Genomic DNA, 22,878 nt, shown 5'->3' with positions numbered 1-22,878 from the left:
AAAACCTCCTCATAAGAGCAAAGAATGGACGGCAAAAATCGGGTAGCGTCCTAAACAGGCACGCGTTTACGGGGTGAAAGTCTAGACTTCTGATAGCTGGCGGCGGCGCCCTCCCTTTCGCAGGCTATTGGAAACAAAACGGTTGGCAAAATGGCGCAGCCGTGAGCCATGACGATGGAGTTTATCGGCTGCCGTAGAGCGCAGCGAGATCATGTCTTGGCTATCATCCAAGGACTTCAAGGCCGCGATGATGTCGTCATAGGAGACGATATGGTCTGCGCCTGGAACGCGCCGAAAGCCCGGCATCGAGTCAATTGCAAATATGTCCGAGGCCCAGGACGCCAGAATGGCGCGCTTGTGATCCCTAGCGATGTGCTCTGCCGCCAAAACGTCGTGTGGATGAGCAAAATGTCGGGCAGGATGCAACAAATGCGCCGAGGTGATTGCAGCGGTGGATTGGTCGGTTACTGTGATATTGTCGGTTTCCTTTCTCATATCTGGCTCCATCGATGTCTGGTCGCTGAGCTCTTGCCACGTCAGGGAGCTTCAGCTCGGTGTCCTGCCTCCATGAGCGCCCCTCCAGCAAGAGAATTGCTTTCGATTTCGGAGAGGGCTGCGGCACGCAAGGCTGACGGCTCGTGCATGCCTCTGCGATAATATCGCGCGACCGTCGCCATGATCCGAGCAACGGCCGTGGGGTCTCGTGAGACTCCCCTATCGCGAGCGATCGCTTTGACGACGTCCACGCACATCCGCAAATCTTCCCGTGAAAGAGGACGATGGCTGTTCATCCTTCGGCCACCTCCGGAAAAGTGCCGCGTGCACCCTGAACCAATATTTTCAACTGCTCCGGATTCCTGACACCCTGACGATATAACTCCATGAGGATAGCGGCGATGCGCTCGCCTTCTTCCGATTTGCGCGGGATATCCGCTGCTGCGCGGATCTCATCGAACACGCGCTGGCAAAGCTCCAAGTCGCGCGAATCGAGCGGCGCATCTGATCTCTTGATGATCGTCTGAACCATTCGTGATCTCCATTGCGGAGCCCGCTCCACTAGAGGGTGGAGCGGGCTTGCCCCTTAGAAGTCCATTCCTGCTCCAGCGGGCAATGCGGGAGGTGCCTCCTTCTTCGGCTTTTCGGCAATCATGGCCTCCGTCGTCACCAGCAAGCCCGCGACCGAAGCTGCATCCTGAAGTGCGGTGCGCACGACCTTGGCCGGATCGATGACGCCTTGAGCATAGAGATCGCCATATTCATTCGTCTGGGCATTCCAGCCATAGGAGAAGTCGGTCTTCTCGCGCAGCTTGCCGACGATGATCGAACCTTCCGCGCCGGCATTCTCTGCTATTTGGCGAACGGGAGCCTCGATTGCCCGGCGAACAATATCGACGCCGACGCGCTGGTCGTCGTTTTCCGTCTTGAGACTGTCAAGCGCCTTGACAGCTCTCAGCAGAGCAACGCCGCCGCCCGGCAGGATGCCTTCCTCGAAGCGAGCTTGGCAAGACGTTCCTGCAGCTTTTCGCGGTCGTAGTCGGAGGTGGTTTCTTCGATCTGAGCCTTGATCTGGGCAACACGGCCTTCGATGTCCGATTTCGGGCCGACGCCATCGATGATGGTCGTATTCTCCTTCTCGATCGCCACCTTCTTCGCCCGGCCAAGCATGTCGAGGGTGACAGACTCGAGCTTGATGCCGAGGTCTTCGGAGATGACAGTGCCGCCCGTCAGGATGGCAATGTCTTCCAGCATGGCCTTGCGGCGGTCACCGAAGCCCGGAGCCTTGACGGCAGCGATCTTCAGACCGCCGCGCAGCTTGTTGACGACGAGGGTCGCAAGTGCTTCGCCTTCGACGTCTTCAGCGATGATGAGGAGCGGCTTGCCGGTCTGAACGACGGCTTCGAGAACCGGGAGCATGGATTGCAGGTTAGAGAGCTTCTTCTCGTGAATGAGGATATAGGGATCCTCGAATTCGACCCGCATCTTGTCCGCGTTCGTCACGAAATAGGGGCTGAGGTAGCCACGGTCGAACTGCATGCCCTCGACGACTTCGAGTTCGGTTTCGGCGGTCTTGGCTTCTTCAACCGTGATGACGCCTTCATTGCCGACCTTCTGCATGGCTTCAGCAAGATAACGGCCGATCTCGGCATCGCCGTTAGCCGAAATGGTGCCGACTTGGGCGATCTCGGCATTATTGGAAATCTTGCGGGCGTTGGTCTTCAGTTCCGCCACGACAGCGTCGACGCCGAGGTCTATGCCGCGCTTCAGATCCATCGGGTTCATGCCGGACGCGACCGCCTTGGCGCCTTCCTTGACAATCGCTTGAGCGAGAACCGTCGCTGTCGTGGTGCCATCGCCGGCAAGATCGTTGGTCTTGGAGGCGACTTCGCGCAGCATTTGGGCGCCCATGTTTTCGAACTTGTCCTCCAGTTCGATTTCCTTGGCGACGGTAACACCGTCCTTGGTGATGCGCGGAGCGCCGAAGGACTTGTCGATGACGACATTGCGCCCTTTCGGGCCGAGAGTGACCTTCACCGCATTGGCGAGCACATCGACCCCTCGCAGCATGCGTTCACGGGCATCGGCGTGAAACTTGACTTCTTTCGCAGCCATTTCTTTAACTCCTCAATAGGCAGCTATCAGACTGATGGTTCATGGCGTGGAGGCTCAGGCAGCCTGTTTCTGCTCGGCCTGGGCTTCGATAATGCCCATGACATCGCTTTCCTTCATGATGAGCAGGTCTTCGCCGTTGATCTTGATCTCTGTGCCGGACCATTTTCCGAACAAGATGCGATCGCCAGCCTTGACGTCGAGGGCCTGGATCTGGCCGGCGTCGTTGCGCGCGCCCGGGCCGACGGCGATAACCTCGCCTTCCTGCGGCTTTTCCTTGGCGGTGTCGGGAATGATGATGCCGCCCTTGGTCTTTTCCTCGGAATCGACGCGGCGGACAAGAATGCGATCATGAAGCGGTCGGAACGACATGTTTTCCTCCGTTGAGCAAAAAAGATGACGTTGATCCCCTCACCGGACCGGATGACCAGTCCGGGCGGGTGCAAAACCTCGTTCGAGCTTTTTGCGCGAAATGATCTGGTTTTGGGATTTTTCGATTTCAAGAGGGATGGACAAAAAAATTAGCACTCATTTTAGGTGGCTGCTAACACGCTGGAAAGGAACAAGAAAATGGCATTCTGCGTTGAAAATCCATTGATGGCCGCAAAAATGTGCGCCACCATCCGACTGTCACGAAACGGAGATGAAGCATGCGATTTTCGTCGGAACTGGAAGGTCAACTAAACGGCTATGGGCTGACCACCGCGCATATCCTCTATCACATTCCCGATTTCGAATCCGTCCTGCAGACCTACGTCTGGCAGGATTACGATCTAGCGCCCGATTTTCCCGAAATGCACAGGTTCCTCGATTTCTGGCAAACCAATCTCGACGGGCCACTACATTCCGTCCGCTACAGCCATCAGCGCCTGATCGGTCCAAACGAATGGCGTCGCGTCGAAGGCGAGTTCAAGCTCCACTAAGACCTAGAGTCTGTCAGGTTTATGTTGAAACATATCCTGCATGCTTGAGATATGCGGCGCATTCGCGCGGGCTGAATGCTTTGAGGACTTCACCGACGCGCCACCATGTCGCTTCGACGCTACGCTCGTCGGCCTTGCGCAGCAGAGTCTTGAGTTTGGCGAACATCATCTCGATCGGATTGAGATCAGGGCTGTAGGGCGGCAAGAAGAACAGGTGGGCGCCGGCATTGCGGATGGCGTTGCGCGCCGGCTTGCCCTTGTGGCTGCCGAGATTGTCGAGGATGACGATATCGCCGCGATTGAGGGTTGGTGCCAGGCATTGCTCGACCCAGGCGGTGAAAGCGGTGCCGTTGATCGGGCCATCGAGCACGAAAGGCGCGACGATGCGGTCGTGGCGCAGCCCGGCGAGGAAGGTCAGCGTCTTCCAATGGCCATGCGGTATTGCGGCGATCAGCGGCTGCCCACGCTGACACCAGCCGCGGGTGCGCGTCATGTTGGTTTTGACCCAGGTTTCGTCAACGAACACTAGGCGGTCCGGATCAAGTCGATGTTGATGGGTCTTCCAGCGGCTCCGGAACCGCGCCACCTTCGGCCTGTCCTGCTCGCTGGCGATCAGCGTTTTTTTTAAATGTCTTGCCTTCACGGCGCAAGAAACGCCAAACCGTGTCATGAGAGACATGGATGCCTGCCACCTTCAGATCGACGGCAAGCGCCCGCACCGTCCAATCGGCTTTGGCCGCAAGGCGGCGGTGAACCTCATCGGCCGCCGCGCCACACAGCATGGGTTTGACATGCCCACCCATCTTGGCCGGCGCCAAACCACGCCCGGATCGGTCAAGCTGACCGATCCGAACTGCCGTCGCCGCCGATACCCCAAAGCGCAAGGCGGCCGCCCGCACTGTCATGCCCTCGGCAAGTGCGTCGGCAATGCGCTTGCGTAAATCCACGGAAAGAGGTCGCGCCATCGTTGCTGGCCTCCCCACCAGCAATGATGTTGAATCACAACCGAAGCAAAAAGGGAATCCCGTTGCGATTCAGCTTAAAGCTGACCGACTCTAAACCGAAATTTTCCTTCCCAGGTCTTCGGTGATCGAGGTCAAGATGGAGGGGAAATTAAACACGTCCACTCGCGCAATTGCCTCGCGTTGGCTGCAGTGGACGTGTTTGACGTGATGTCAGAGCAACATCGACGCACCACGATCGAGATAGGTATCGAGGAATTGCTCAAGGCGACGATTTCGCGGCTTCTTGAAGACCTCCTGAGGCGCTCCGCTGAACAGCACCTTGCCGTGATCGAGAAAGATGATCTGCTGGCCGACGGTCGCGGCGAAACCGATTTCGTGCGAAACGACCACCATGGTCATGCCCTCGGCCGCCAGGTCGCGCATGACGTTCAGGACTTCGCCGGTCAGTTCCGGATCGAGCGATGAGGTGGGCTCATCGAACAGCATGATCTTCGGCTTCAATGCCAGGGCGCGGGCGATAGCCACGCGTTGCTGTTGTCCGCCGGAAAGCTGCGAGGGATAATGGCCTGCTCTGGCTTCGAGCCCGACCTTGACGAGCTGCACCATGGCTGCATCCTCGGCCTGTTTGCGGCTCATCTTGTGAACCGTCTTCAAGGCCTCGCTGACATTGCCGAGCGCCGTCATATGCGGCCAGAGATTGAACTGCTGGAATACCATGCCGATCTGGGCGCGGATCGAACGATTTGTCGCTGCCGAGATACGTTCACGGCGCCCTTGAGAATCCTCGGCAAAGCCGAGAACCTCGCCGTTGATGGAGATCGTCCCGCGCGTCGCCTCTTCGAGAAAAGCCATGCATCGCAAAAGCGTGCTCTTGCCGGAGCCGGATGGGCCGATGAGACAGGAGACCTGCCCCGGCTCGATGGCGAGATCGATGCCATGAAGGACCGTCGTCTCTCCGAACGTCTTGACGAGATTCCTGACTTCTATAGCGGGGACGCTCATGCGTTGAAAAACCTGAATCTGGAAAGTTTCGTTTCGGCAAGGTTGCCAAGCCAGCCGGTGACTTCGACGAGCACCCAGTAAAAGAGCGCCAGCGCAGAAAGCGCCTCGACGAAGGCATATTGCTGCGATCCGATCGCGCTGAGCGTTGCCGTCAATTCCGGCACGGTGATGATGGAGAGAACCGCCGTCTCCTTCATCAGGATGACGGTCATATTCACGCAGGGCGGCAGCACCAGCATCGTCATTTCCGGCAGGAGAATGCGCCTTATGATCTGCCCGCGCGTCAAGCCGACGCATTCGCCAGCTTCGATATGGCCTTTCGGCACGGCCCGAAATCCGGAACGGAAGATTTCGCTGAAATAGGCCGCACCATAGATCGAAATGCCGATCAATCCGGCAGGCACGGGATCGAGCTCGAGGCCAACGAAAGGGCCGCCATAATAGACGAGGAAGATCTGGATGAGAAACGGCGTGCCGCGCAATACGGCCACGACGGCACCCAGTATCTTGTCGACAACCATGCCGCCATACTGCCGGGCGACCGCCATCAGGAAGCCTATGACGGCCGCAGCAATGGTGCCGAGGATCCAGATCATGATCGTGACGCCGGCGCCGCTGAGGATGGCGGGCCACTGCCCAATCAGAACGTTGATGTCGAAGGTCATCGCGCTACCCCCGGCAATCTGCTTTCGATCAGGCCGCCGCCAAGCGCCACCACCCAGTTGATCACGAGATAGATAAGGCCGGCTGAGGCGAAGATCTGCAGTGGCAGAAAGGTGCTGCCGGCAAGATCCTGGGCCATGCGGGTCAGTTCGACGATACCGACAACGGAGACCAGTGACGATGCCTTCAAAATGAGGATCGCCTCATTGACGAGAGCCGGGAAGGTCAGGCGCAGGGCGATCGGAACCTTGATGCGGCGGAAAATCTGGCGCGGTGTCAGGCCAACCATCTCCGCCGACTCCACAAGGCCCAGCGGCACGCTGGCAAAGCCGCCACGCAGGTTCTCTGCCTGGTAGGCAGCCGTACAGAGCGACAGGCCGATGATGGCGGCAACGATGCTCGGCACGTTCAGGCCAATGGCCGGAAGCAGATTGTAGATCAGCAGCAACTGCACCAGCAGCGGCACGCCGCGAAAAAAGCTGATGAAAAACTGGGCAGGTCGCACGAAAAGGCTACGCCCCGTCAGCAACATTCCCGAAATCAGGATCGCAATTGCAAAACCGATAAAGATCGACACAAAGCTGATCGTCACCGTGTAGATGGATGCCTGTACAAGCAATCCAAAGAGCTCGATGGACATTGTTGAGTGTTCGCCCGCGTGGTGACCAGGAAGCTGAGATCTCGGCAGTCAGCCGTGCCCGGCAACAAAGTGGGCACGGCCGATTTCCGAGGACTGATCAGAATGCCGGGTCCTTGACGGCGTCAGGTGTGTCAAAGCTTGCACCGAACCACTTCTTCTGCAGCGTCGCCATGCGGCCGTCAGCCTTGATTTTCAGCATGGCAGCGTCGATGGCATCCATCAACGGTGCGTGGTCGGCATCCTTCAAGCCGATGAAGCCGAAATAGGACTTCTTGCCGAAGGGCGGCAGCACGACTTCGAACGTGCCTTCACGCTGTTTGGCAACGAATGCAATATTCGGCAGCGAGTTGGCAACGCCGGCGATGCGGCCGGCCGCGAGGTCGGCATAGGATTCCGTAAAGGCCGGATATTCGCGGATATCGGCCTTAGTCGGCAGGGTTTCGGAAAACTCCTTGAGCTGATCGAGCTGCGCGGTCGCCTTGCCGACGCCGATCTTCTTGCCGGCGATGTCTTCCGGCTTGCTGATCGTCTTGTCACCGGCCTTCTTCAGGATCGCGATGGTTGCTTCGGCCAAGGGCGGGGTAAAGCGATAGCGCTCCATGCGCTTCTTGGTGATCGTCGCCGGACCGGCAACAACGTCGAACTTTCCAGCTTCAAGCGCCGGGAAAACGCCATCCCATGGCAGGGTGACCCATTCGATCTTCACGCCCAGCTCCTTGCCGATCTCGTCGAAGAGATCGACGTTCAAGCCGACATGCTTGCCGGCGTCGATGAAATCGAACGGGGCGAAAGCCGTCTCGGTGCCGACCTTCAGGGTGCCGGCAGCCTTGACCGCGGCAAGCGTATCAGCCGCATGGGCCGAGATCGTTGCGCCAAACAAAAGTGCGGCGCCAACCAACCCCTTCAGAAGCGAATTTTTCGTCATGTCTTTCTCTCCAGTTTTGTACCCTTCCTTTTGGAAGGTTCAGGTTCCCCAAAGCATTGTCCCGTCAGGCCGATTTCTATGACCTTTTTTGTCTATACAAATAGATACAGCCTCGCCTACACTGTCAAACACAAAACATAACGAACGCAAGAATTATGCCGTATGATGCCCGATGAATCTGGCAGACGCGGTTTTTACGGACACTGAATTCATTGCCGGAGCAAGGCGAGCATTGGTCCCAATTCATCAGAAAATTCTGAAGGATATCGAAAGTAGGATCGTGAGCGGCATCTGGCCGCCGGGGCACCGAATACCCGTCGAACACGAGCTGCTGAAAGAGTATCAATGCTCTCGGATGACCGTGAACAAGGCGCTTTCGACACTGGCCGAGCGTGGCATGATCATACGTCGCCGCAAGCTCGGTTCCTTCGTCGCTTCGCGGCAGATCGACCGCACGGTCATGGACATCCAGGACATTTCCACGGAAGCGGAGTTGGCAGGGCATCAACACAGTCACACGATGCTGATGCGAAAAGTCGAGAGGCTCGATGCCACCACCGCGATGCGGCTCGGCGAAACCATGGGAGCGGAAATCCTGCGGCTCCACTGCCTGCATGCGGTCGACGGCAAGGCGAATGCGCTGGAGCGGCGCATCATCATGCTGGACCTGGTGCCAGCAGCAAGAACCGAGAGTTTCGCTTCGGTACCACCAGGCAAATGGTTGCTGGACATGGTGCCCTGGTCGAAGGCCCGGCATGTCATTCGAGCCGTCTCGGCCGATGCCACGACGGCACGCCTGCTTGAGACCGAGCGCGGCGAAGCCTGCCTGACGCTCATCCGCCAGACATGGCAGAGCAGCCGTACGGTCACCTATGTCGAGTTCATCCATCCCGGCGACCGCTTCCAGTTTGCCGGTGACTTCCATCCCAATGAAAGCAGGACCATCGATCAACTGCCGCAAGGAATCGCCTCTTGAACGAGAAACGGATCAGCAGGGCGGTTCCGCTCAAGGGCTTGCAGGCCTTCGAAGCCGTCGGCCGTTGCGGCAGCGTGAGCGCCGCAGCATTGGAACTGAAGGTTTCGCCCGGAGCGATCAGTCAGCAGATCCGTAAGATCGAGAGCTTTCTCGGCGTCACCTTGCTCGAGCGCAATGGTCGCACGGTGGAACTCACCCAATGGGGTCGGCTCTATCATCAGGAAATATCGAAGGGATTCGAGCAATTCGCGGTTGCTGAACAGGTCTTGGAACGGGCGCGCAACGAGAATGCTCTTGTTCTCAGCGCGCTATCTTCCGTCGTCAACAAATGGATCGGGCGCCGGATCTTCGACTGGCAGGCCCTTCATCCAAACGCGCATATCCGGATCGTCGGGCGCGACAAGGAACCGCGCATGGGCTTCGACGACATCGATTTCCGCATCAGCTACGGATCGGACGTACTGCAGCATGAACACTATAGCGAGCTGTTCCACGATTGGGTGGTTCCGGCCTGCTCGCCGGCCCTGATCAAGGGCAAGGCGCCTTCTGCGGCGCAACTTCTTCAATATCCGCTCCTGCATGTCGAATGGGAGCGGCATTTCACGCCCTATCCCAGCTGGCTTGAATTCGCCGCGAAGACGGGAGCGGCGCTCGAAGAAACCGCCACCGGCCTTTCCTTCACCCTATCGAGCAGCGCAATTGACGCTGCCGTCAACAAACGCGGCGTCGTACTCGCGCAGATGTCGATGATTGCGGATGAACTCGAGGCGCAGACGCTCGTCATTCCCCTCGACATACGCATTCCCTTGCGCGAAAGCTATTTTCTCGCCTGGGACAGAGCGGCCCTGGAAAAACCCTACGGGCGCCAATTTCGCGATTGGCTCGTCACCATTTCCCGCCAGCAGGCCCTCATATCGGCACCCAGATCAACATTTTAGAAAAACTAAAACGGAACTCAGCTGCGCGATATTGATGAAATTTTGCTCCTGGCGATAATTTGCGCATTCGCCGTCAACGGAACGGCGTGACCGACATAAGGGGAGGGTTCGATGGCGCGAACCGACAAGATGAAACTCGGAACTTTCGTCTATACGTTCGGCTTTCATCCGGCCTCCTGGCTGCATCCGGCAAGCGACGTCAACGGCGCCAATGACTTCGCGCATTTGCTCGATGTCGCCAAACGATCCGAGGCGGCCAAATTCGATTTCATGTTCATGGCCGATTCTCCGGCAGCCGCCGTCGGCGATCCGAATGCGCTCGCCCGCATTCCCACAAAGATGAATCGCTTCGAGCCCTTGTCGCTACTCTCGGCACTCGCGGTTACGACCAACGATCTCGGTCTCGTGGCAACGGTCTCGACAAGCTATTATGAGCCTTACAATGTAGCCCGTCTGTTTTCCTCGATCGACCATCTGAGCAAGGGCCGCGCCTGCTGGAATGTCGTCACGTCAGACCATGACGAAACCGGCTACAACTTCAATCGCGAGGGGCTCGATCCACACGCGCTGCGCTACGAGCGCGGCAACGAGTTCGTCGACGTCGTCTTCGGCCTTTGGGACAGCTTCGAGGAGGGCGCGCTCCTTCTCGATCGCGAATCCGGCGTCTACTATGACAAGGACAAGCACCACACGCTCAACCACAAGGGCAAGCACTTCCAGGTTCGCGGACCTCTCAACATTGCGCGAACGCCTCAGGGCCGTCCTGTCATCGCCCAGGCGGGCGGTTCCGAGCCCGGTATGGACATGGCGGCACGCACGGCCGAGATCGTCTTCAGCCTCGCATCGAACATCGAACGAAACCGGGCCTTCTACGACAATGTCAAAGGCCGGATGGCTGCCTATGGGCGTGATCGCGACGACCTGAAAATCATGCCGGGCATCGTCATCAACGTCGGCGAAACCGAAGCCGAGGCAAAGGCGAAGGTGGACTATCTGATCGACAAGATGCATCCCGATGTCGGGCGGCTGATGCTCTCCGAATTCCTGGAGGCCGACCTGCGTGGGGTGGCTCTCGATGCGCCCTTCCCGATGGACAGTCTGCCGGCCGCCCCGAAAGGATCGCGCGCGCTGTTCGACGAACTGGTCGATTTCGTCAAGAGCGGCCACACGGTCGGTGAACTGATCCGGCACTATGCCGAGAAGCACACCGGCAATGGCATAACGGGCACGCCGACCCAGATCGCCGACTACATGGAAGAGTGGTTCGAGACACGCGCCGCCGACGGCTTTATCCTGATGTTTCCGACCTTGCCGTCCAGCCTCGACGATTTCGTGCGGCTCGTCCTGCCGGAGCTGCGCCGCCGTGGACTTTTCCGCGAGGAATATGAGGGGAAGACCCTGCGCGAAAATCTCGGCATTTCCACGCCGGCGAACCGTTTTGCCAAAAGCTGAGGGCCTGTCCAATGGGTGACGAGGCTCTGATCAGCGACGCGGAATTCAGGCTATCGATGCGTCATCTGGCCGGCGCGGTCAGCGTGATCACGGTCGGAGATGGCCAAGACCGGACCGGCTTCACCGCAACATCGGTTTCCTCATTTTCGGCGGATCGGCCTTCCGTTATCGTCAGCATCAACAGGACCTCTTCCTCCTGGCCGGCGCTGCAGCGGTATGGCTGTTTCTGCGTCAACGTGCTTGCGGCCGACCAACAGCACGTCGCGCAATCCTTTTCCGGCATCGGCAGACGCAAGGGCGCCGAGCGCTATGAAGGTGCCGGGTGGTATCGCCTCAGGACAGGTGCCGCCGCACTTGAAAATGCCCTGACGGTCCTCGACTGCAAGCTGGAAACCACATTCCATCATCACTCCCATGCCATTCTGATCGGGCATATCTGCGCGATGGAAATCCGGCGAGACATCGGGCCGCTGCTCTACTGGCAAGGCGGCTATCATGACCTTCCGGCCGCTATTGATGAGCGCTGTCTAGAGCCGGATGATTTTAGGTCTGTTCGACCTAAAATCTGAATCCGCTCTAGAATCAAAGAAGTAGAGCGTGATGTCGTCCGAAAACCGCTCACACTTTTCGGCATCACGCTCTAGCGTAGCCGGTCCGGCAATAACCTGATCGAGGCAACATCGACATTGGCAAAGGCAAATCTAAGGTACCGCTCCTGCCCTTCCCCGAAATATGCCCCAGGGATGCAGATCACGCCGCGTTCCCTAGCAAGTTCTTCGGCCACCTCGGACGACGATCGGCCCTCGAAAGGATGGCGAACAAAGGCGAAATAGGCGCCGATCGCTGCAATCTCCCAGCCCGCCAGCTCAGAAAACGCCCGTCTCAAGGTATCGGCGCGGCGAGCGATCTCCAATCGGTTGCCCGCCCGCCAGTCGGCAAGGACAGGCAAAGCTGATGCGACGGCGACCTGCGCCGAACGCGGAGCGCAGATCTGCATATTGTCCATGACCTTCGCAATCTCGTCAATGAGCCCGGGACCTGCAGTGATGGCGCCAAGGCGATGACCCGGGATGCAGAAGGATTTCGAAAAACTGTAGAGAAGGACGAGCGTATCCTCCCAGCCCGGCTTAGACAGCAGGGCGTGCGGCCGGCCGTAACCTTCGGCCAGGAAGTCACGATAGGTTTCGTCAACGACCAGCCAGGCGCCATATTTCCGGCAGAGCCTGAAAAGTGCGTGAAGCAGCTCAGGCGGATAGACTGCTCCGGTAGGATTGTTGGGCGTAACGACGGCAAGCATCTTCGCGCCGGCTGCAAGTGCGGCCTCGGCTGAGACTAGATCGGGAAGAAAGCCGGCTACAGGATCGCAGTCGACCAGCAGCCGCTCGATTCCTAGCATCGACAGCGTCGTGTCGTGATTGAAATAGAAGGGATTGGTGAGCGCGACCGTATCGCCGGCGCCAGCAAGCGCAATCGCCGTGCACATGAACGCCTGATTGCAGCCGGCCGTGATATGGATATTGCCGGCAGATATGTCCGCGCCGTAAACTTCTGCGACATGTGCGGCATAGACCTGCCGCAGCAAAGGTTCGCCCTCGATCGGGCCATATCCCGTCATCGCCTGTTGCGCCGCCGTCTCACCGAGAAGACGCAGCATTTCCGGATGCGCAGGATAACCGGGCACGGCCTGCGACAAGTCGATGAGCGGCCCCTTCTGCCCTTTGTATTCGCGGCCCCAGGCAACGACGGAAGGGATGGGCGGAGGGGAGAGGCGGGCAACGAGCGAATTGGATTTTGCAGCGGTCATATCGATTTCTCTTTGATACCGATTGCTACAACGATACCAATTGTTTTCTCAACCTCTTTGTTGAGTGAGACGGACCTCAAGTGGAGACGCATGCACATGGTGTGGGACAAGATGCGGCTCGAACAGCTGCGCGCGGAATTTGCAGACAGCAAAGGCGGCGAGATATTCGACGAGAAGTTTCGCAAAATCGCGGAAAAGATCATCTCCAAGAGCGGCACGAGACTGGCGCCATATGCCGGTGTGCCGACTTTCCTCAGCGCGCCCTACATGCAGGTCGCAGCCGACGAGCCTGATTTCGGCAATCTCCAGGTCGCGATCACGGGGATACCGATGGATCTCGGCGTCACCAACCGTCCCGGCTCCCGCTTCGGACCACGCGCACTTCGCGCCATCGAGAGGATCGGTCCTTACAATCACGTTCTGGGAACGGCGCCGGTCTTCGATCTTCGCGTCGCCGACATTGGCGACGTGCCGTTTCAGAGCCGATATCGGCTAGAGCTCAGTCACGACGACATCGAAAAGCGGATCGGCCAGATCGTCGATGCCGGCGTCGTGCCGCTCTCGGTCGGGGGTGACCACTCCATCACGCATCCGATCTTGAAGGCGGTCGGCCGGAAGGAGCCGGTGGGCCTTATTCATATCGATGCTCACTGCGACACCAGCGGTGCCTTCGATCAGACGAAGTTTCATCATGGCGGACCGTTTCGCAACGCCGTGCTAGATGGCGTGCTCGATCCGACGAGGACGATCCAGATCGGCATCCGCGGTTCGGCGGAATATCTATGGGAATTCTCCTATAAGTCGGGAATGAGCGTGATCCACGCAGAAGACATCAGTGCAATGGGGATGGAAGCCGTCATCGCCAAGGCCAAATCCATCGTCGGTGACGGCCCGACCTATCTCTCCTTCGACATCGACAGCCTCGATCCGAGTTTTGCCCCCGGTACGGGCACGCCCGAGATCGGCGGATTGACGACGCGCGAAGTTCTTGAACTGATACGCGGGCTGAAAGGCATAAATCTGGTGGGTGGTGATGTCGTCGAGGTTGCTCCCCAATATGATGCGACCACCAACACCGCACATGCAGGAGCTCAAGTGCTCTTCGAGATATTGAGCCTCATGGTGTTCAGCCCATCGATCGGCAAACGCTGAGCGTTGCGGGTCAATCAACGCGAAGTCTGCGAATACTCCGGCAGCATCGCCGTAGGTTGAAGCGAGGACCGAGCAACGGAATCCAGGACGACAATCAGCGTTCTCGACGAAACAAACGCTGATGGAGAGGTCGCCCTAGCAAAGCGGCAACTCGACGCGCATGTCACCGGTATTCGTGATACCTAGACAGATGCGGACGCCTGGCGTTAAGCTTCGGCTTTGTAACGGCGATACCAGAACCATGAACATGATTGGATCCCCCGGGAAATCGGGAGAAGACAACGAGGAAAAGATACTGACCAATCCGGCGCGGCTCGGAGGCCGTCTAAGGCTCGCCAGGCAAACCCGGGGCTTGACTCTCAAGGCTCTCGCCCTGGCCGCGGATTGCTCTGAAAGCCTTTTGTCGAAAATTGAAAACGGCAAGGCTTCGCCCTCGTTACCGATGTTGCATAGACTTGTCGGTGTTTTGGGTACGAATATTGGCTGGATGTTCGAGGAGGCCGACGGTGAAGAGGGCATTGTCTTCCGTTCGGGGACAAGGCCTTTGATTGGACTGGACCCATTGCGCAGAGGAGAAGGCATCTCTCTCGAACGGATAATCCCCTATTCGCAAGGTCATCTGCTTCAATGCAACATCCACCACATTGAGGCCGGCGGCCAAAGTGCCGGGCCGATCCAGCATGTCGGCGAGGAGGTCGGATACGTTCTTGCCGGCGAGATCGAACTCATGGTCGGCGAACGGACATTCCGGCTTTCCGTCGGCGACAGCTTCGTCTTCAACTCCGAACTGCCCCATTGGTATCGCAATGTGGGATCAGAGCGCGCAAGCATCTTCTGGGTCAATACGCCAGCGACTTTTTAGCGCCAACGGCTATCCTGGAACGAACTTACGATCATCTTCAAAATCATCAATTCAAGTGACTTGACAAGAATTCAAGTTACTTGAATACTCCCCTTGCAATCCAAAAACATGGGGAACGATCATGCGTCTTAAAAAATATCTGTTTGGTTGCGCGATTGGCGCAACCGTTGCACTTGCCTGCAGTGCCGGCGCCGCGATGGCGAACACGCTGGCTCTCGTGACGATCAACCAGCAGGCTCTCTTCTTCAACCAGATCAATGACGGCGCCAGGGAGGCTGCGAAGAAAGCCGGCGCCGATCTCGTCATATTCAACGCCAACAACGTGCCCAGCGCGCAAAATGACGCCATCGAGAACTACATCACCCAGAAGGTCGACGGCATCATATTGGTCGCCATCGACGTAAACGGAGTGAAGCCGGCAATCACCGCCGCCAAGAAGGCCGGCATCCCGGTCATCGCTATCGATGCCCAGATTCCGAACGGCGACAACATAGCCTTCGTGGGTGTCGACAATACCAAGGCTGGTGAGGAGATCGGCAAGTTCTATTCCGATTACGTCAAGGACAAGATGGGCGGCAGCGCCAAAGTCGGCGTTGTTGGCGCACTCAATTCCTTCATCCAGAATCAGCGTCTTGATGGATTCAAGGCGGCGGTAAAGGCTGGCGGCCAGAAGGTCGATTTCCTCGATACCGTCGACGGTCAGAACGTTCAGGATGTCGCCCTCAGTGCGGCGGAAAATCTCATTACCGCCAATCCCGACATGACAACGCTCTATGCGACCGGCGAACCGGCACTCCTCGGCGCCGTTGCGGCCGTCACCAGCCAGGGCAAAACAGGTAACGTGAAGGTCTTCGGCTGGGATCTGACCAAGCAGGCAATCGAGGGCATCGATCAGGGTTGGGTAACGGCCGTTATCCAGCAGGATCCGGCCGGCGAAGGCAAGGCGGCTGTCGAAGCGCTCGTCAAGGTGAAAAAGGGCGAGAAGATCGATCCGATCATCAATGTGCCTGTCACCATCGTCACCAAGGAAAATGTCGACAAGTTTCGGGGCATGTTCAAATAGCTCCCCGCATCTCGTCACGTCATGGCCGATCGCATCGGCCGTGACGTTGTGGCATCATGGCTGAGGCCATTTCCGCAAGGCAGCATTGATATGACAAACGCTGATACCTACCGCGTCAGAATGACCGGTATTTCCAAACGCTATGGCACGATGCAGTCGTTGGACAATGTATCGTTGACCTTGAAGCCGGGCGAGGTCCTCGGTCTCGTCGGCGATAACGGTGCCGGCAAATCGACCTTGAGCAAGGTTCTTTCAGGCGCGGTGATCCCGGATTCGGGAATGATCGAGATCGACGGCAAACCAGTTTCCTTTGCTTCGCCCGCTGACGCACGCGCTGCGCATGTCGAGATGGTCTACCAAGATCTGTCCCTTTGCGACACGGTCGATGTGGCAGGAAATCTCTTTCTCGGGCGTGAACCGAAATGGAAGCTTGCGGGCATTCCAATCCTCGACAAGAAGACCATGCATGAACGGGCGCGCCATATGCTGGAAGGGCTCGGCATCGTCATTCCGGACACGCATCTGAAGGTCGAGAATCTCTCAGGCGGCCAACGCCAGTCCATCGCGATCGGACGTGCGGCGTCATTCAATCCTTCGGTCCTCATCATGGACGAGCCGACGGCGGCCCTAGCCGTTGCCGAAGTCGAGGCGGTGCTGGAGCTCATCCGCACGGTCAGCGCCCGCGGCGTCAGCGTCATTCTGATTACGCATCGGCTGCAGGATCTCTTCCTCGTCTGCGATCGCATCCAGGTGATGTATGAGGGGCAGAACGTCGCCGAGCGCCTTATCGCCGAAACGAATATCGAAGAAGTCGTCAACCTGATCGTCGGTCGCAAGTTCTCCGCACGCTCGGCCGGCCAACATACCGAGCGAGGCGCTTCCGTATGACCATGACATCCTCTCACGCCCAAACCGCCCCCTCATCCCGTTTGCGCAAGGCACGGCTCTATGACAAGGCGATAGCCAATGGCGGCATCGTTTCAATCGCCCTGTTTTTCATCGCGGTCTGCGTTTTCTTCTCCCTCTTTACAAACGTCTTCCTGACTGCGCCCAATCTCCTGAACGTCGTCAGACAGTCGGCACCCCTGTTGATCGTGGCAGCGGCCATGACCTTCGTCATCACGACAGGCGGTATCGATCTTTCGGTTGGATCCGTATTGGCCCTTGCCGCAACGCTTTCGGCCGCCTGCCTGCAGGCAGGAATCGCATGGCCGCTGGTTGTCATTCTGATGATGCTTCTTGGCGCGGCGACCGGATTAATCCAGGGATATTTCATCGCCTATGAACGGATTCCGGCCTTCATCGTCACGCTGGCCGGGCTATCAGTCATCAGGGGTCTCGCACTTCTCATCACCGGCGGCTACTCGATCCCCGTCGATCCGCAAAGCCCGTTCACGGCGATTGGCCAGGCTTGGTTCTTTGGCATCCCCGCCCCCGCGATGATCGCGATCGTTGCCCTCATCGCGGCCTATATCGCCTTCAACGAAACACCGTTCGGGCGATATGTCACCGGCATCGGTGCCAATGCCGAGGCGGTGCGCCGCGCCGGCGTCAACACGCGGCGCGTCACCTTGTTCGTCTATGTAATATCGGGTGTAGCCGCCTCCGTCGCCGGCATCATTCTTGCCGCGCGCCTCGGTTCCGGCTCCTCAAATGCCGGGCAAGGCTTCGAGCTCGATGTCATTGCCGCAGTTGTACTGGGGGGTACGAGCCTGTTCGGCGGACGCGGTTCGGTCGTCGGAACGGTGCTCGGAGCACTGACGGTTGCCGTTATCGCCAACGGCCTGATCCTCTCGCACATGTCGCCCTTCTTCACGCCGATCGTCACCGGGGTCATCATCCTTGTGGCAATCTGGTTGAACTTCCGCCTTTTCAAAGGCGCAGCAAGGGGCCGCTGAGCATGATGGATCATCTCTTTGCCGAGGGGGCCAGAACGCACCATGCCATTGGCGTCCATACCGGATGCGCAATGACCGTGCTCGGTCCCATTCCGGTCGCGGACATGGGCGTGACGCTCATGCATGAGCACATCTTCCTGGATGGAGCGACCTCATGGAAGTGCCCTTGCCATCCAGACGAAAAGGCGATAGCCGAACAGCCGGTTGGAATAGAGATCATCGGCGAGTTGCGGATGAACCCCTATATGAACCGCGACAACGTCTCGCTGGATGATCGGGATCTGGCGCTAGCCGAACTTTCCCGCTTCCAGAAGCTTGGCGGCCACACCGTGGTTGAAACCACCAACTTTGGCATAGGGCGCGATGCCGAACAATTGGCCCGCATCGCCCGCATGTCGGGTCTGAAGATCATCATGGGGACCGGCTTCTACCTAGAGCATACGCATCCGGAGTGGCTGAAGGGCATGGATCTGGACGAAGTTACCGCCTTCATCGTCAACGACGTCGGCGGTGGCGAAACCCAGCCAGATATCATGGCAGGCATCATCGGTGAGGTCGGCGTCAGCAAGGACTTTACGGCCGAGGAGCAAAAATCCTTGAGAGCATCGGCGCGAGCCGCGCGGTTGACTGGCCTGCCTCTATCCATCCATTTGCCGGGATGGGAGCGCCTTGCCCATCGCGTCCTTGATGCGGTCGAGGACGAAGGTGCGGACCTGCGTCACACTGTGCTCTGCCACATGAATCCCAGCCATAATGATCTTCAATATCAAAAGAGCCTCGCGGAACGCGGTGCCTTCCTGGAATATGACATGATCGGCATGGATTATTATTACGCCGATCAGGATGCTCAATCGCCATCGGACGAGGAAAACGCCAGGGCGATCAGGGCGCTCATAGACCTGGGCTTTGCCGATCGGCTGCTTCTGTCTCAGGACGTCTTTCTCAAGATCATGCTGACCCGCTATGGCGGCTTCGGCTATGGCTATATTCTCAAGCATTTCCTGCCGCGACTGAAGCGTCACGGTGTCGACCAGCAGGCAATCGACCAAATGCTGATCACCAATCCCCAATCGGTATTTTCCGCCTCGGCCTGAAGGTCGAGTGCATTCAAGGAGCAGACATGAGCAAGAAAAAGGTTCTTCTCGCGGGTGAATCATGGGTTTCAACCGCTACCCACATCAAAGGTTTCGATCAGTTTCCGACGGTGACCTATCACACCGGTGCCGACGAATTGCTGAAGGCATTGAAGGATAGTGCATTTGACGTCACCTTCATGCCGGCCCATGAGGCGCAGCGCGATTTTCCGCTGACGACCGAAGCACTCGCGGAATATGACGCGATCGTTCTGTCCGATATCGGCGCAAACACGCTGCTGTTGCATCCTGATACCTGGATTCATTCCAAGAGGACCCCGAACCGGCTGAAGCTGCTGCGCGATTACGTTACAAATGGCGGCGCGCTGCTGATGTTCGGCGGCTATTACAGCTTCCAGGGCATCAATGGCGGCGCGCGCTATCATAAAACACCGGTGGAGGAGGTGCTGCCGGTAACCTGCCTTGCCTTCGATGACCGCGTTGAAGTTCCCGAGGGGTTTTCGCCCGTTGTGACGGGCAATGACACCCACCCGGTTCTCAAGGGCCTCGGAAAAGATTGGCCCTATCTTCTCGGCTTCAACGAGGTGAAGGTGAAGCCAGGAGCTGACGTGCTTGCGACGGTTTCAGGCGAATATGGTTCGCAGCCACTTTTGGTAACCGGCACCTATGGCGCCGGCAGAACACTCGTCTGGACCTCGGATGTCGGTCCACACTGGCTGCCGCCGGAGTTCATTGCCTGGAACGGCTACAAGACGCTCTTCGAGCAGATGCTGGCCTGGGCAACGCTCAAGGACTGACGCCCATGCGCCTCCATGTCGTCGGCAATGTCTGCGTCGATACGAGCTTCCGCCTGCCGCGCCTGCCGCGTCCGGGGGAAACGCTCAACGCGACCTCGACAGTTGATGGCGTAGGAGGCAAGGGTGCCAATCAAGCGGTGGCGGCGGCGCGAAGCGGGGCAGCGGTGTGCTTCTGGAGCGCGCTTGGCAACGACGACATGGCGGATGGCGTGAGTGAGACGTTGAAGAGCGACCTCGAGGTCGATCGAATGATCCGCCTGCCTCTTTCCACCGACCGTTCGACGATCCTGTTGGAAGAAGGCGGCGAAAACGCCATCGTCAGCGCCGTCGCCTGCGCGCGAGCCTTCGATCCGATCCGGCAATCGGCCCTGACGCGAACCTGGAGCAAGGGCGACATCCTTCTGATGCAAGGCAACCTGTCCAGGGAGATCACCGCCAGCTGTCTGGAACTTGCCGGAAGGTCAGGTCTGAGGACGGTGCTCAATGCCAGTCCGTTGTCGGACGTGACGGTCGAGGATATTGCCAATGTGGATCTCGTCATCGTCAATCAAGGCGAAGCCGCGGCCCTGACGGGCATGGAAAGCCCAACGGCAGCGGCAAATGTGCTTTTCGGCAACGGAGCTAGAAGCGTCGTCGTGACGCTTGGAAGCCAAGGCAGCCTCATATGGGATCGGGCGGATCATGCGCCTGTTATCCTCGCGGCGCCCAAGAGTGCGGTGGTTGATACCAGCGGTGCCGGTGACTGCTTTGCGGGCGTCCTCGTCGGCCTGCTCGCACAAGGAAAAACCCTGACTGCAGCTGCGAAAGTGGCAACCAAGGCCGCCGGCATCTCCGTCGGTCGTCCTGGAACGCTCGCCTCCTATCCCTCGCGGGTGGAAATTTCGGACATCATCAAGAGATCAGAACTGGAAAACACATGAGTGGGACAATGAAACCCATCGGGCAGATAGCTGGCAACGCGCTCATCGATCTTTTCGGGCGCGAAAAGGCGATCATAGGCGTCGTTCACCTGGCACCGCTTCCCGGTGCGCCGCGCTACTCCGGCGAGGAGATTGAGACCGTCTACCAGCGTGGGCTTGACGATGCTCGCGCCTATCTTGCAGGCGGCTGCGATGCCGTGATCATCGAAAATCACGGCGATATTCCCTTTTCCAAGCCCGATGATATCGGCCCTGAAACCTCGGCCTATATGGCCGTCATCTCCGATCGCATCCGCCGCGAACTCGGCGGCCCAATCGGCATCAATGTTCTTGCGAACGCCGCCATTCCGGCGCTTGCAATCGCCAGTGCGGCAGGTGCGGGCTTCGTGCGCGTCAATCAATGGGCGAACGCCTATGTCGCCAATGAAGGCTTCATCGAGGGAGAAGCTGCCCGCGCAATGCGCTATCGCGCAAGGCTCAATGCCCATGGCATCCGCATCTTCGCCGACGCCCATGTCAAACATGGAGCGCATGCCATCGTTGCGGACCGACCGGTCGAAGAACAGGTCAAGGATCTCGTCTTCTTCGATGCGGATGCCGTTATCGCCACCGGCCAAAGGACGGGCCATGCAGCCGATCTCGACTACATCAGAATGATCAAGCAGGCAGCCGGTCTGCCGACGCTCGTCGGCAGCGGCGTGACGCCGGAAAATGGTAACGACATTCTGTCGGTAGCCGATGGCGTGATCATTGCAAGCTCACTGAAGTATGATGGGGTCTGGTGGAACGCGGTCGATCCGCAACGGGTAAAAGACTTCGTGACGGGCATCCACCGATGACGTCATACCCAAAAATCAATGCGCAGCGTCTGCGGCAGCGCATTGCCGATTTTGCAACGATAGGAGCAACGCCAGCGGGTGGGGTGAACCGTCAAGCGTTGAGCATCGAGGATAGGGCGGCCCGGCGCCTGCTTGCTGACCTGGCCATTGCCCGCGGATTCAGCGTCCACCAGGATGCGATAGCCAACCTTTTCATCCGACGTGAAGGATGCAATCCCTCGGCTGCGCCAGTCCTGATCGGTAGCCATCTTGACAGTCAGCCCACGGGAGGCAGGTTCGATGGCGCTCTCGGGACGCTGTCTGCCTTCGAGGTACTGGAAGCCCTGGAGGATGCAGACGTCGTCACGGAGCGATCCATCGAGGTCGTGTCGTGGACCAATGAGGAAGGTAGCCGCTTCTCCCCCGGCTGCATGGGATCGATGGCCTTTGTCGATGCGGGCGACATGGCCGGGTGGCAGGATACGCGTGGCAACGACGGAGCAAGGCTTGGCGATGAATTGGCGGCGACATTGAAGGCGCTGCCGGAAGCCAAGATGCAGCCGGTCGGCCATGCCGTATCTGCCTTCGTTGAGGTGCATATCGAGCAGGGACCCGTGCTCGAGCACGCGGGCATTCCGATCGGCCTCGTCACCGGCGTACAGGGAACCAGGTGGCTTGAGGTTTCCTTCAGCGGCGAGGCGGCCCATGCTGGCACGACTCCGCTGGAATTCCGCAAAGATCCCATGGCGGCCGCTGTGGCGGCGATTGCGCAACTGCAGCTCGTCGTCATGCCGGCCGACCCGATGGCGCGGCTGACCGTTGGTCGAATGAACGTCGAACCCAGTTCCGTCAACGTGATTCCAAGCAGGGTCACATTCACCATCGACATCCGCCATCCGCGGGAAGACGTGCTTTCCTCCATAGAAGCCCAGATCGATGCAGAATGCCGCGCGTCGGCCAAACGCCATATGGTCGATGTGCTCATCAAAAAACGCTTCGACTTGGCACCCGGACAATTCGACACGTCAATCGTCGATGTGATCGGCAAGGCTTGCGAAAGGCTTGGTGTTCCAAACATGAAATTGGTTTCCGGCGCCTTCCATGATGCACTTTTCATCAGCCGTGTTGCACCGACAGCGATGATCTTTGTTCCGTGCCGAGATGGCATCAGTCATAACGAGGCTGAATTTGTCACCTCGGAAAACATCGAGACAGGCGCAAAGGTACTGCTTGAGACCGTCCTTTCTTTGGCCCGATGAGCAACGATCAACGCCTGTGGTTCAGCATCGGTGATAGACGAACACCCGGCAGCGCCGTGGGCATTGACGTGGTTTTCGCCGCCGAACGATTGTGAAATCGAAAAGCTGGCGAGTTGCGAA

24 protein-coding genes and 1 pseudogene are annotated in these 22,878 nt (G+C 58.4%); 15 read left to right on the top strand and 10 right to left on the bottom strand.

The window, feature by feature from the left end:
- Window positions 1-81: 81 nt before the first annotated feature.
- The 4 genes and pseudogenes from PH558_RS21590 to groES all read right to left on the bottom strand — a co-directional run bounded on the left by PH558_RS21590 (window position 82) and on the right by groES (window position 2,979).
- Window positions 82-495: a hypothetical protein gene (locus PH558_RS21590; protein WP_095438836.1), complete on the bottom strand. Its 414-nt coding sequence runs from the start codon at window positions 493-495 to the stop codon at window positions 82-84.
- A gap of 292 nt (window positions 496-787) precedes the next feature.
- Window positions 788-1,027: a hypothetical protein gene (locus PH558_RS21585; protein WP_113406917.1), complete on the bottom strand. Its 240-nt coding sequence runs from the start codon at window positions 1,025-1,027 to the stop codon at window positions 788-790.
- Window positions 1,028-1,081: 54 nt separating this feature from the next.
- Window positions 1,082-2,610 (bottom strand): annotated as a pseudogene (gene groL, locus PH558_RS21580) (chaperonin GroEL).
- Between the two features lie 54 nt (window positions 2,611-2,664).
- Window positions 2,665-2,979: a co-chaperone GroES gene (groES, locus tag PH558_RS21575; protein ID WP_095438832.1), complete on the bottom strand. Its 315-nt coding sequence runs from the start codon at window positions 2,977-2,979 to the stop codon at window positions 2,665-2,667.
- Between the two features lie 278 nt (window positions 2,980-3,257).
- On the opposite strand from groES, the gene PH558_RS21570 reads away from it, so the two are divergent.
- Window positions 3,258-3,530 carry an usg protein gene (locus tag PH558_RS21570; RefSeq protein WP_095438831.1) on the top strand — a complete coding sequence of 91 codons (273 nt, stop codon included), beginning with the start codon at window positions 3,258-3,260 and terminating at the stop codon, window positions 3,528-3,530.
- A gap of 19 nt (window positions 3,531-3,549) precedes the next feature.
- Here the strand turns inward: PH558_RS21570 and PH558_RS21565 are convergent.
- From PH558_RS21565 to PH558_RS21545, 5 genes are all read right to left on the bottom strand, one after another.
- A protein-coding gene (locus tag PH558_RS21565) for an IS630 family transposase (protein ID WP_285206359.1) occupies window positions 3,550-4,495 on the bottom strand; the annotation gives its coding sequence in 2 pieces (ribosomal slippage) (window positions 3,550-4,155 and window positions 4,157-4,495; 945 coding nt in all).
- Window positions 4,496-4,705: 210 nt separating this feature from the next.
- Window positions 4,706-5,497 carry an amino acid ABC transporter ATP-binding protein gene (locus PH558_RS21560; protein ID WP_285206358.1) on the bottom strand — a complete coding sequence of 264 codons (792 nt, stop codon included), beginning with the start codon at window positions 5,495-5,497 and terminating at the stop codon, window positions 4,706-4,708.
- Window positions 5,494-6,162: an amino acid ABC transporter permease gene (locus tag PH558_RS21555; RefSeq protein ID WP_285206357.1), complete on the bottom strand. Its 669-nt coding sequence runs from the start codon at window positions 6,160-6,162 to the stop codon at window positions 5,494-5,496. The genes PH558_RS21560 and PH558_RS21555 overlap by 4 nt, the downstream gene beginning before the upstream one ends.
- The gene (locus PH558_RS21550) at window positions 6,159-6,800 is read right to left on the bottom strand and encodes an amino acid ABC transporter permease (RefSeq protein ID WP_285206356.1); all 642 of its coding nucleotides are present in this window, start codon (window positions 6,798-6,800) and stop codon (window positions 6,159-6,161) included. Before PH558_RS21550 ends, PH558_RS21555 begins: the two co-directional genes overlap by 4 nt.
- Window positions 6,801-6,897: 97 nt before the next feature.
- Complete coding sequence (locus tag PH558_RS21545; protein ID WP_095438827.1) at window positions 6,898-7,725, bottom strand: transporter substrate-binding domain-containing protein; 828 nt, start codon at window positions 7,723-7,725, stop codon at window positions 6,898-6,900.
- A gap of 232 nt (window positions 7,726-7,957) precedes the next feature.
- Here PH558_RS21545 and PH558_RS21540 point away from each other — a divergent pair, with 232 nt between their 5' ends.
- The 4 genes from PH558_RS21540 (at window position 7,958) to PH558_RS21525 (ending at window position 11,660) form a co-directional block, all read left to right on the top strand.
- The gene (locus tag PH558_RS21540; RefSeq protein WP_285206355.1) at window positions 7,958-8,701 is read left to right on the top strand and encodes a histidine utilization transcriptional repressor HutC; all 744 of its coding nucleotides are present in this window, start codon (window positions 7,958-7,960) and stop codon (window positions 8,699-8,701) included.
- Window positions 8,698-9,639 carry a LysR family transcriptional regulator gene (locus tag PH558_RS21535; protein ID WP_285206354.1) on the top strand — a complete coding sequence of 314 codons (942 nt, stop codon included), beginning with the start codon at window positions 8,698-8,700 and terminating at the stop codon, window positions 9,637-9,639. Before PH558_RS21540 ends, PH558_RS21535 begins: the two co-directional genes overlap by 4 nt.
- A gap of 111 nt (window positions 9,640-9,750) precedes the next feature.
- The gene (locus tag PH558_RS21530; RefSeq protein WP_285206353.1) at window positions 9,751-11,091 is read left to right on the top strand and encodes an LLM class flavin-dependent oxidoreductase; all 1,341 of its coding nucleotides are present in this window, start codon (window positions 9,751-9,753) and stop codon (window positions 11,089-11,091) included.
- An 11-nt stretch (window positions 11,092-11,102) separates the two neighbouring features.
- Window positions 11,103-11,660: a flavin reductase family protein gene (locus PH558_RS21525; RefSeq protein WP_285206352.1), complete on the top strand. Its 558-nt coding sequence runs from the start codon at window positions 11,103-11,105 to the stop codon at window positions 11,658-11,660.
- 71 nt (window positions 11,661-11,731) lie between these two features.
- On the opposite strand, the gene PH558_RS21520 is transcribed toward PH558_RS21525, so the two are convergent.
- Window positions 11,732-12,895 (bottom strand): aminotransferase, encoded by a 1,164-nt coding sequence (locus PH558_RS21520; RefSeq protein ID WP_285206351.1) that lies wholly within the window; start codon window positions 12,893-12,895, stop codon window positions 11,732-11,734.
- 96 nt (window positions 12,896-12,991) lie between these two features.
- Between PH558_RS21520 and speB the strand changes: the two genes are divergently transcribed.
- The 10 genes from speB to PH558_RS21470 all read left to right on the top strand — a co-directional run bounded on the left by speB (window position 12,992) and on the right by PH558_RS21470 (window position 22,758).
- On the top strand, window positions 12,992-14,047 hold the full coding sequence (gene speB / locus PH558_RS21515) for an agmatinase (protein WP_285206350.1): 1,056 nt from the start codon (window positions 12,992-12,994) through the stop codon (window positions 14,045-14,047).
- 247 nt (window positions 14,048-14,294) lie between these two features.
- The gene (locus PH558_RS21510; protein WP_113233132.1) at window positions 14,295-14,909 is read left to right on the top strand and encodes a cupin domain-containing protein; all 615 of its coding nucleotides are present in this window, start codon (window positions 14,295-14,297) and stop codon (window positions 14,907-14,909) included.
- Between the two features lie 121 nt (window positions 14,910-15,030).
- Window positions 15,031-15,972: an ABC transporter substrate-binding protein gene (locus PH558_RS21505; protein ID WP_285206347.1), complete on the top strand. Its 942-nt coding sequence runs from the start codon at window positions 15,031-15,033 to the stop codon at window positions 15,970-15,972.
- Window positions 15,973-16,062: 90 nt separating this feature from the next.
- Window positions 16,063-16,860, top strand: a complete 798-nt coding sequence (locus tag PH558_RS21500; RefSeq protein ID WP_285206346.1) for an ATP-binding cassette domain-containing protein — start codon at window positions 16,063-16,065, stop codon at window positions 16,858-16,860.
- A 2-nt stretch (window positions 16,861-16,862) separates the two neighbouring features.
- Window positions 16,863-17,870 carry an ABC transporter permease gene (locus PH558_RS21495; protein WP_285206551.1) on the top strand — a complete coding sequence of 336 codons (1,008 nt, stop codon included), beginning with the start codon at window positions 16,863-16,865 and terminating at the stop codon, window positions 17,868-17,870.
- 5 nt (window positions 17,871-17,875) lie between these two features.
- Window positions 17,876-18,964 carry a phosphotriesterase family protein gene (locus PH558_RS21490; RefSeq protein WP_483314177.1) on the top strand — a complete coding sequence of 363 codons (1,089 nt, stop codon included), beginning with the start codon at window positions 17,876-17,878 and terminating at the stop codon, window positions 18,962-18,964.
- A 26-nt stretch (window positions 18,965-18,990) separates the two neighbouring features.
- Window positions 18,991-19,761, top strand: a complete 771-nt coding sequence (locus PH558_RS21485; protein ID WP_095438820.1) for a glutamine amidotransferase — start codon at window positions 18,991-18,993, stop codon at window positions 19,759-19,761.
- Window positions 19,762-19,766: 5 nt separating this feature from the next.
- Entirely contained in the window at window positions 19,767-20,681 is a 915-nt protein-coding gene (locus PH558_RS21480) for a PfkB family carbohydrate kinase (RefSeq protein WP_095438819.1), read from the top strand.
- Between the two features lie 8 nt (window positions 20,682-20,689).
- Window positions 20,690-21,520: a BtpA family protein gene (locus PH558_RS21475; RefSeq protein WP_483314172.1), complete on the top strand. Its 831-nt coding sequence runs from the start codon at window positions 20,690-20,692 to the stop codon at window positions 21,518-21,520.
- The gene (locus PH558_RS21470) at window positions 21,517-22,758 is read left to right on the top strand and encodes a Zn-dependent hydrolase (protein ID WP_285206343.1); all 1,242 of its coding nucleotides are present in this window, start codon (window positions 21,517-21,519) and stop codon (window positions 22,756-22,758) included. Before PH558_RS21475 ends, PH558_RS21470 begins: the two co-directional genes overlap by 4 nt.
- The last annotated feature ends 120 nt before the right edge of the window (window positions 22,759-22,878 follow it).

Origin of the sequence: Rhizobium pantanalense (assembly GCF_030182525.1) — a bacterium.
Classification (GTDB): Bacteria; Pseudomonadota; Alphaproteobacteria; order Rhizobiales; family Rhizobiaceae; genus Rhizobium.
This window is presented reverse-complemented; position numbering and strand designations above follow the sequence as displayed.

Excerpts from the sequence above, each read along its gene's own strand:
- PH558_RS21590 (WP_095438836.1), bottom strand. The coding sequence starts at position 495 with ATGAGAAAGGAAACCGACAATATCACAGTAACCGACCAATCCACCGCT.
- PH558_RS21585 (WP_113406917.1), bottom strand. The coding sequence starts at position 1,027 with ATGGTTCAGACGATCATCAAGAGATCAGATGCGCCGCTCGATTCGCGC.
- groES (WP_095438832.1), bottom strand. The coding sequence starts at position 2,979 with ATGTCGTTCCGACCGCTTCATGATCGCATTCTTGTCCGCCGCGTCGAT.
- PH558_RS21570 (WP_095438831.1), top strand. The coding sequence starts at position 3,258 with ATGCGATTTTCGTCGGAACTGGAAGGTCAACTAAACGGCTATGGGCTG.
- PH558_RS21560 (WP_285206358.1), bottom strand. The coding sequence starts at position 5,497 with ATGAGCGTCCCCGCTATAGAAGTCAGGAATCTCGTCAAGACGTTCGGA.
- PH558_RS21555 (WP_285206357.1), bottom strand. The coding sequence starts at position 6,162 with ATGACCTTCGACATCAACGTTCTGATTGGGCAGTGGCCCGCCATCCTC.
- PH558_RS21550 (WP_285206356.1), bottom strand. The coding sequence starts at position 6,800 with ATGTCCATCGAGCTCTTTGGATTGCTTGTACAGGCATCCATCTACACG.
- PH558_RS21545 (WP_095438827.1), bottom strand. The coding sequence starts at position 7,725 with ATGACGAAAAATTCGCTTCTGAAGGGGTTGGTTGGCGCCGCACTTTTG.
- PH558_RS21530 (WP_285206353.1), top strand. The coding sequence starts at position 9,751 with ATGGCGCGAACCGACAAGATGAAACTCGGAACTTTCGTCTATACGTTC.
- PH558_RS21525 (WP_285206352.1), top strand. The coding sequence starts at position 11,103 with ATGGGTGACGAGGCTCTGATCAGCGACGCGGAATTCAGGCTATCGATG.
- PH558_RS21520 (WP_285206351.1), bottom strand. The coding sequence starts at position 12,895 with ATGACCGCTGCAAAATCCAATTCGCTCGTTGCCCGCCTCTCCCCTCCG.
- speB (WP_285206350.1), top strand. The coding sequence starts at position 12,992 with ATGGTGTGGGACAAGATGCGGCTCGAACAGCTGCGCGCGGAATTTGCA.
- PH558_RS21510 (WP_113233132.1), top strand. The coding sequence starts at position 14,295 with ATGATTGGATCCCCCGGGAAATCGGGAGAAGACAACGAGGAAAAGATA.
- PH558_RS21505 (WP_285206347.1), top strand. The coding sequence starts at position 15,031 with ATGCGTCTTAAAAAATATCTGTTTGGTTGCGCGATTGGCGCAACCGTT.
- PH558_RS21500 (WP_285206346.1), top strand. The coding sequence starts at position 16,063 with ATGACAAACGCTGATACCTACCGCGTCAGAATGACCGGTATTTCCAAA.
- PH558_RS21495 (WP_285206551.1), top strand. The coding sequence starts at position 16,863 with ATGACATCCTCTCACGCCCAAACCGCCCCCTCATCCCGTTTGCGCAAG.
- PH558_RS21490 (WP_483314177.1), top strand. The coding sequence starts at position 17,876 with ATGGATCATCTCTTTGCCGAGGGGGCCAGAACGCACCATGCCATTGGC.
- PH558_RS21485 (WP_095438820.1), top strand. The coding sequence starts at position 18,991 with ATGAGCAAGAAAAAGGTTCTTCTCGCGGGTGAATCATGGGTTTCAACC.
- PH558_RS21480 (WP_095438819.1), top strand. The coding sequence starts at position 19,767 with ATGCGCCTCCATGTCGTCGGCAATGTCTGCGTCGATACGAGCTTCCGC.
- PH558_RS21475 (WP_483314172.1), top strand. The coding sequence starts at position 20,690 with ATGAAACCCATCGGGCAGATAGCTGGCAACGCGCTCATCGATCTTTTC.
- PH558_RS21470 (WP_285206343.1), top strand. The coding sequence starts at position 21,517 with ATGACGTCATACCCAAAAATCAATGCGCAGCGTCTGCGGCAGCGCATT.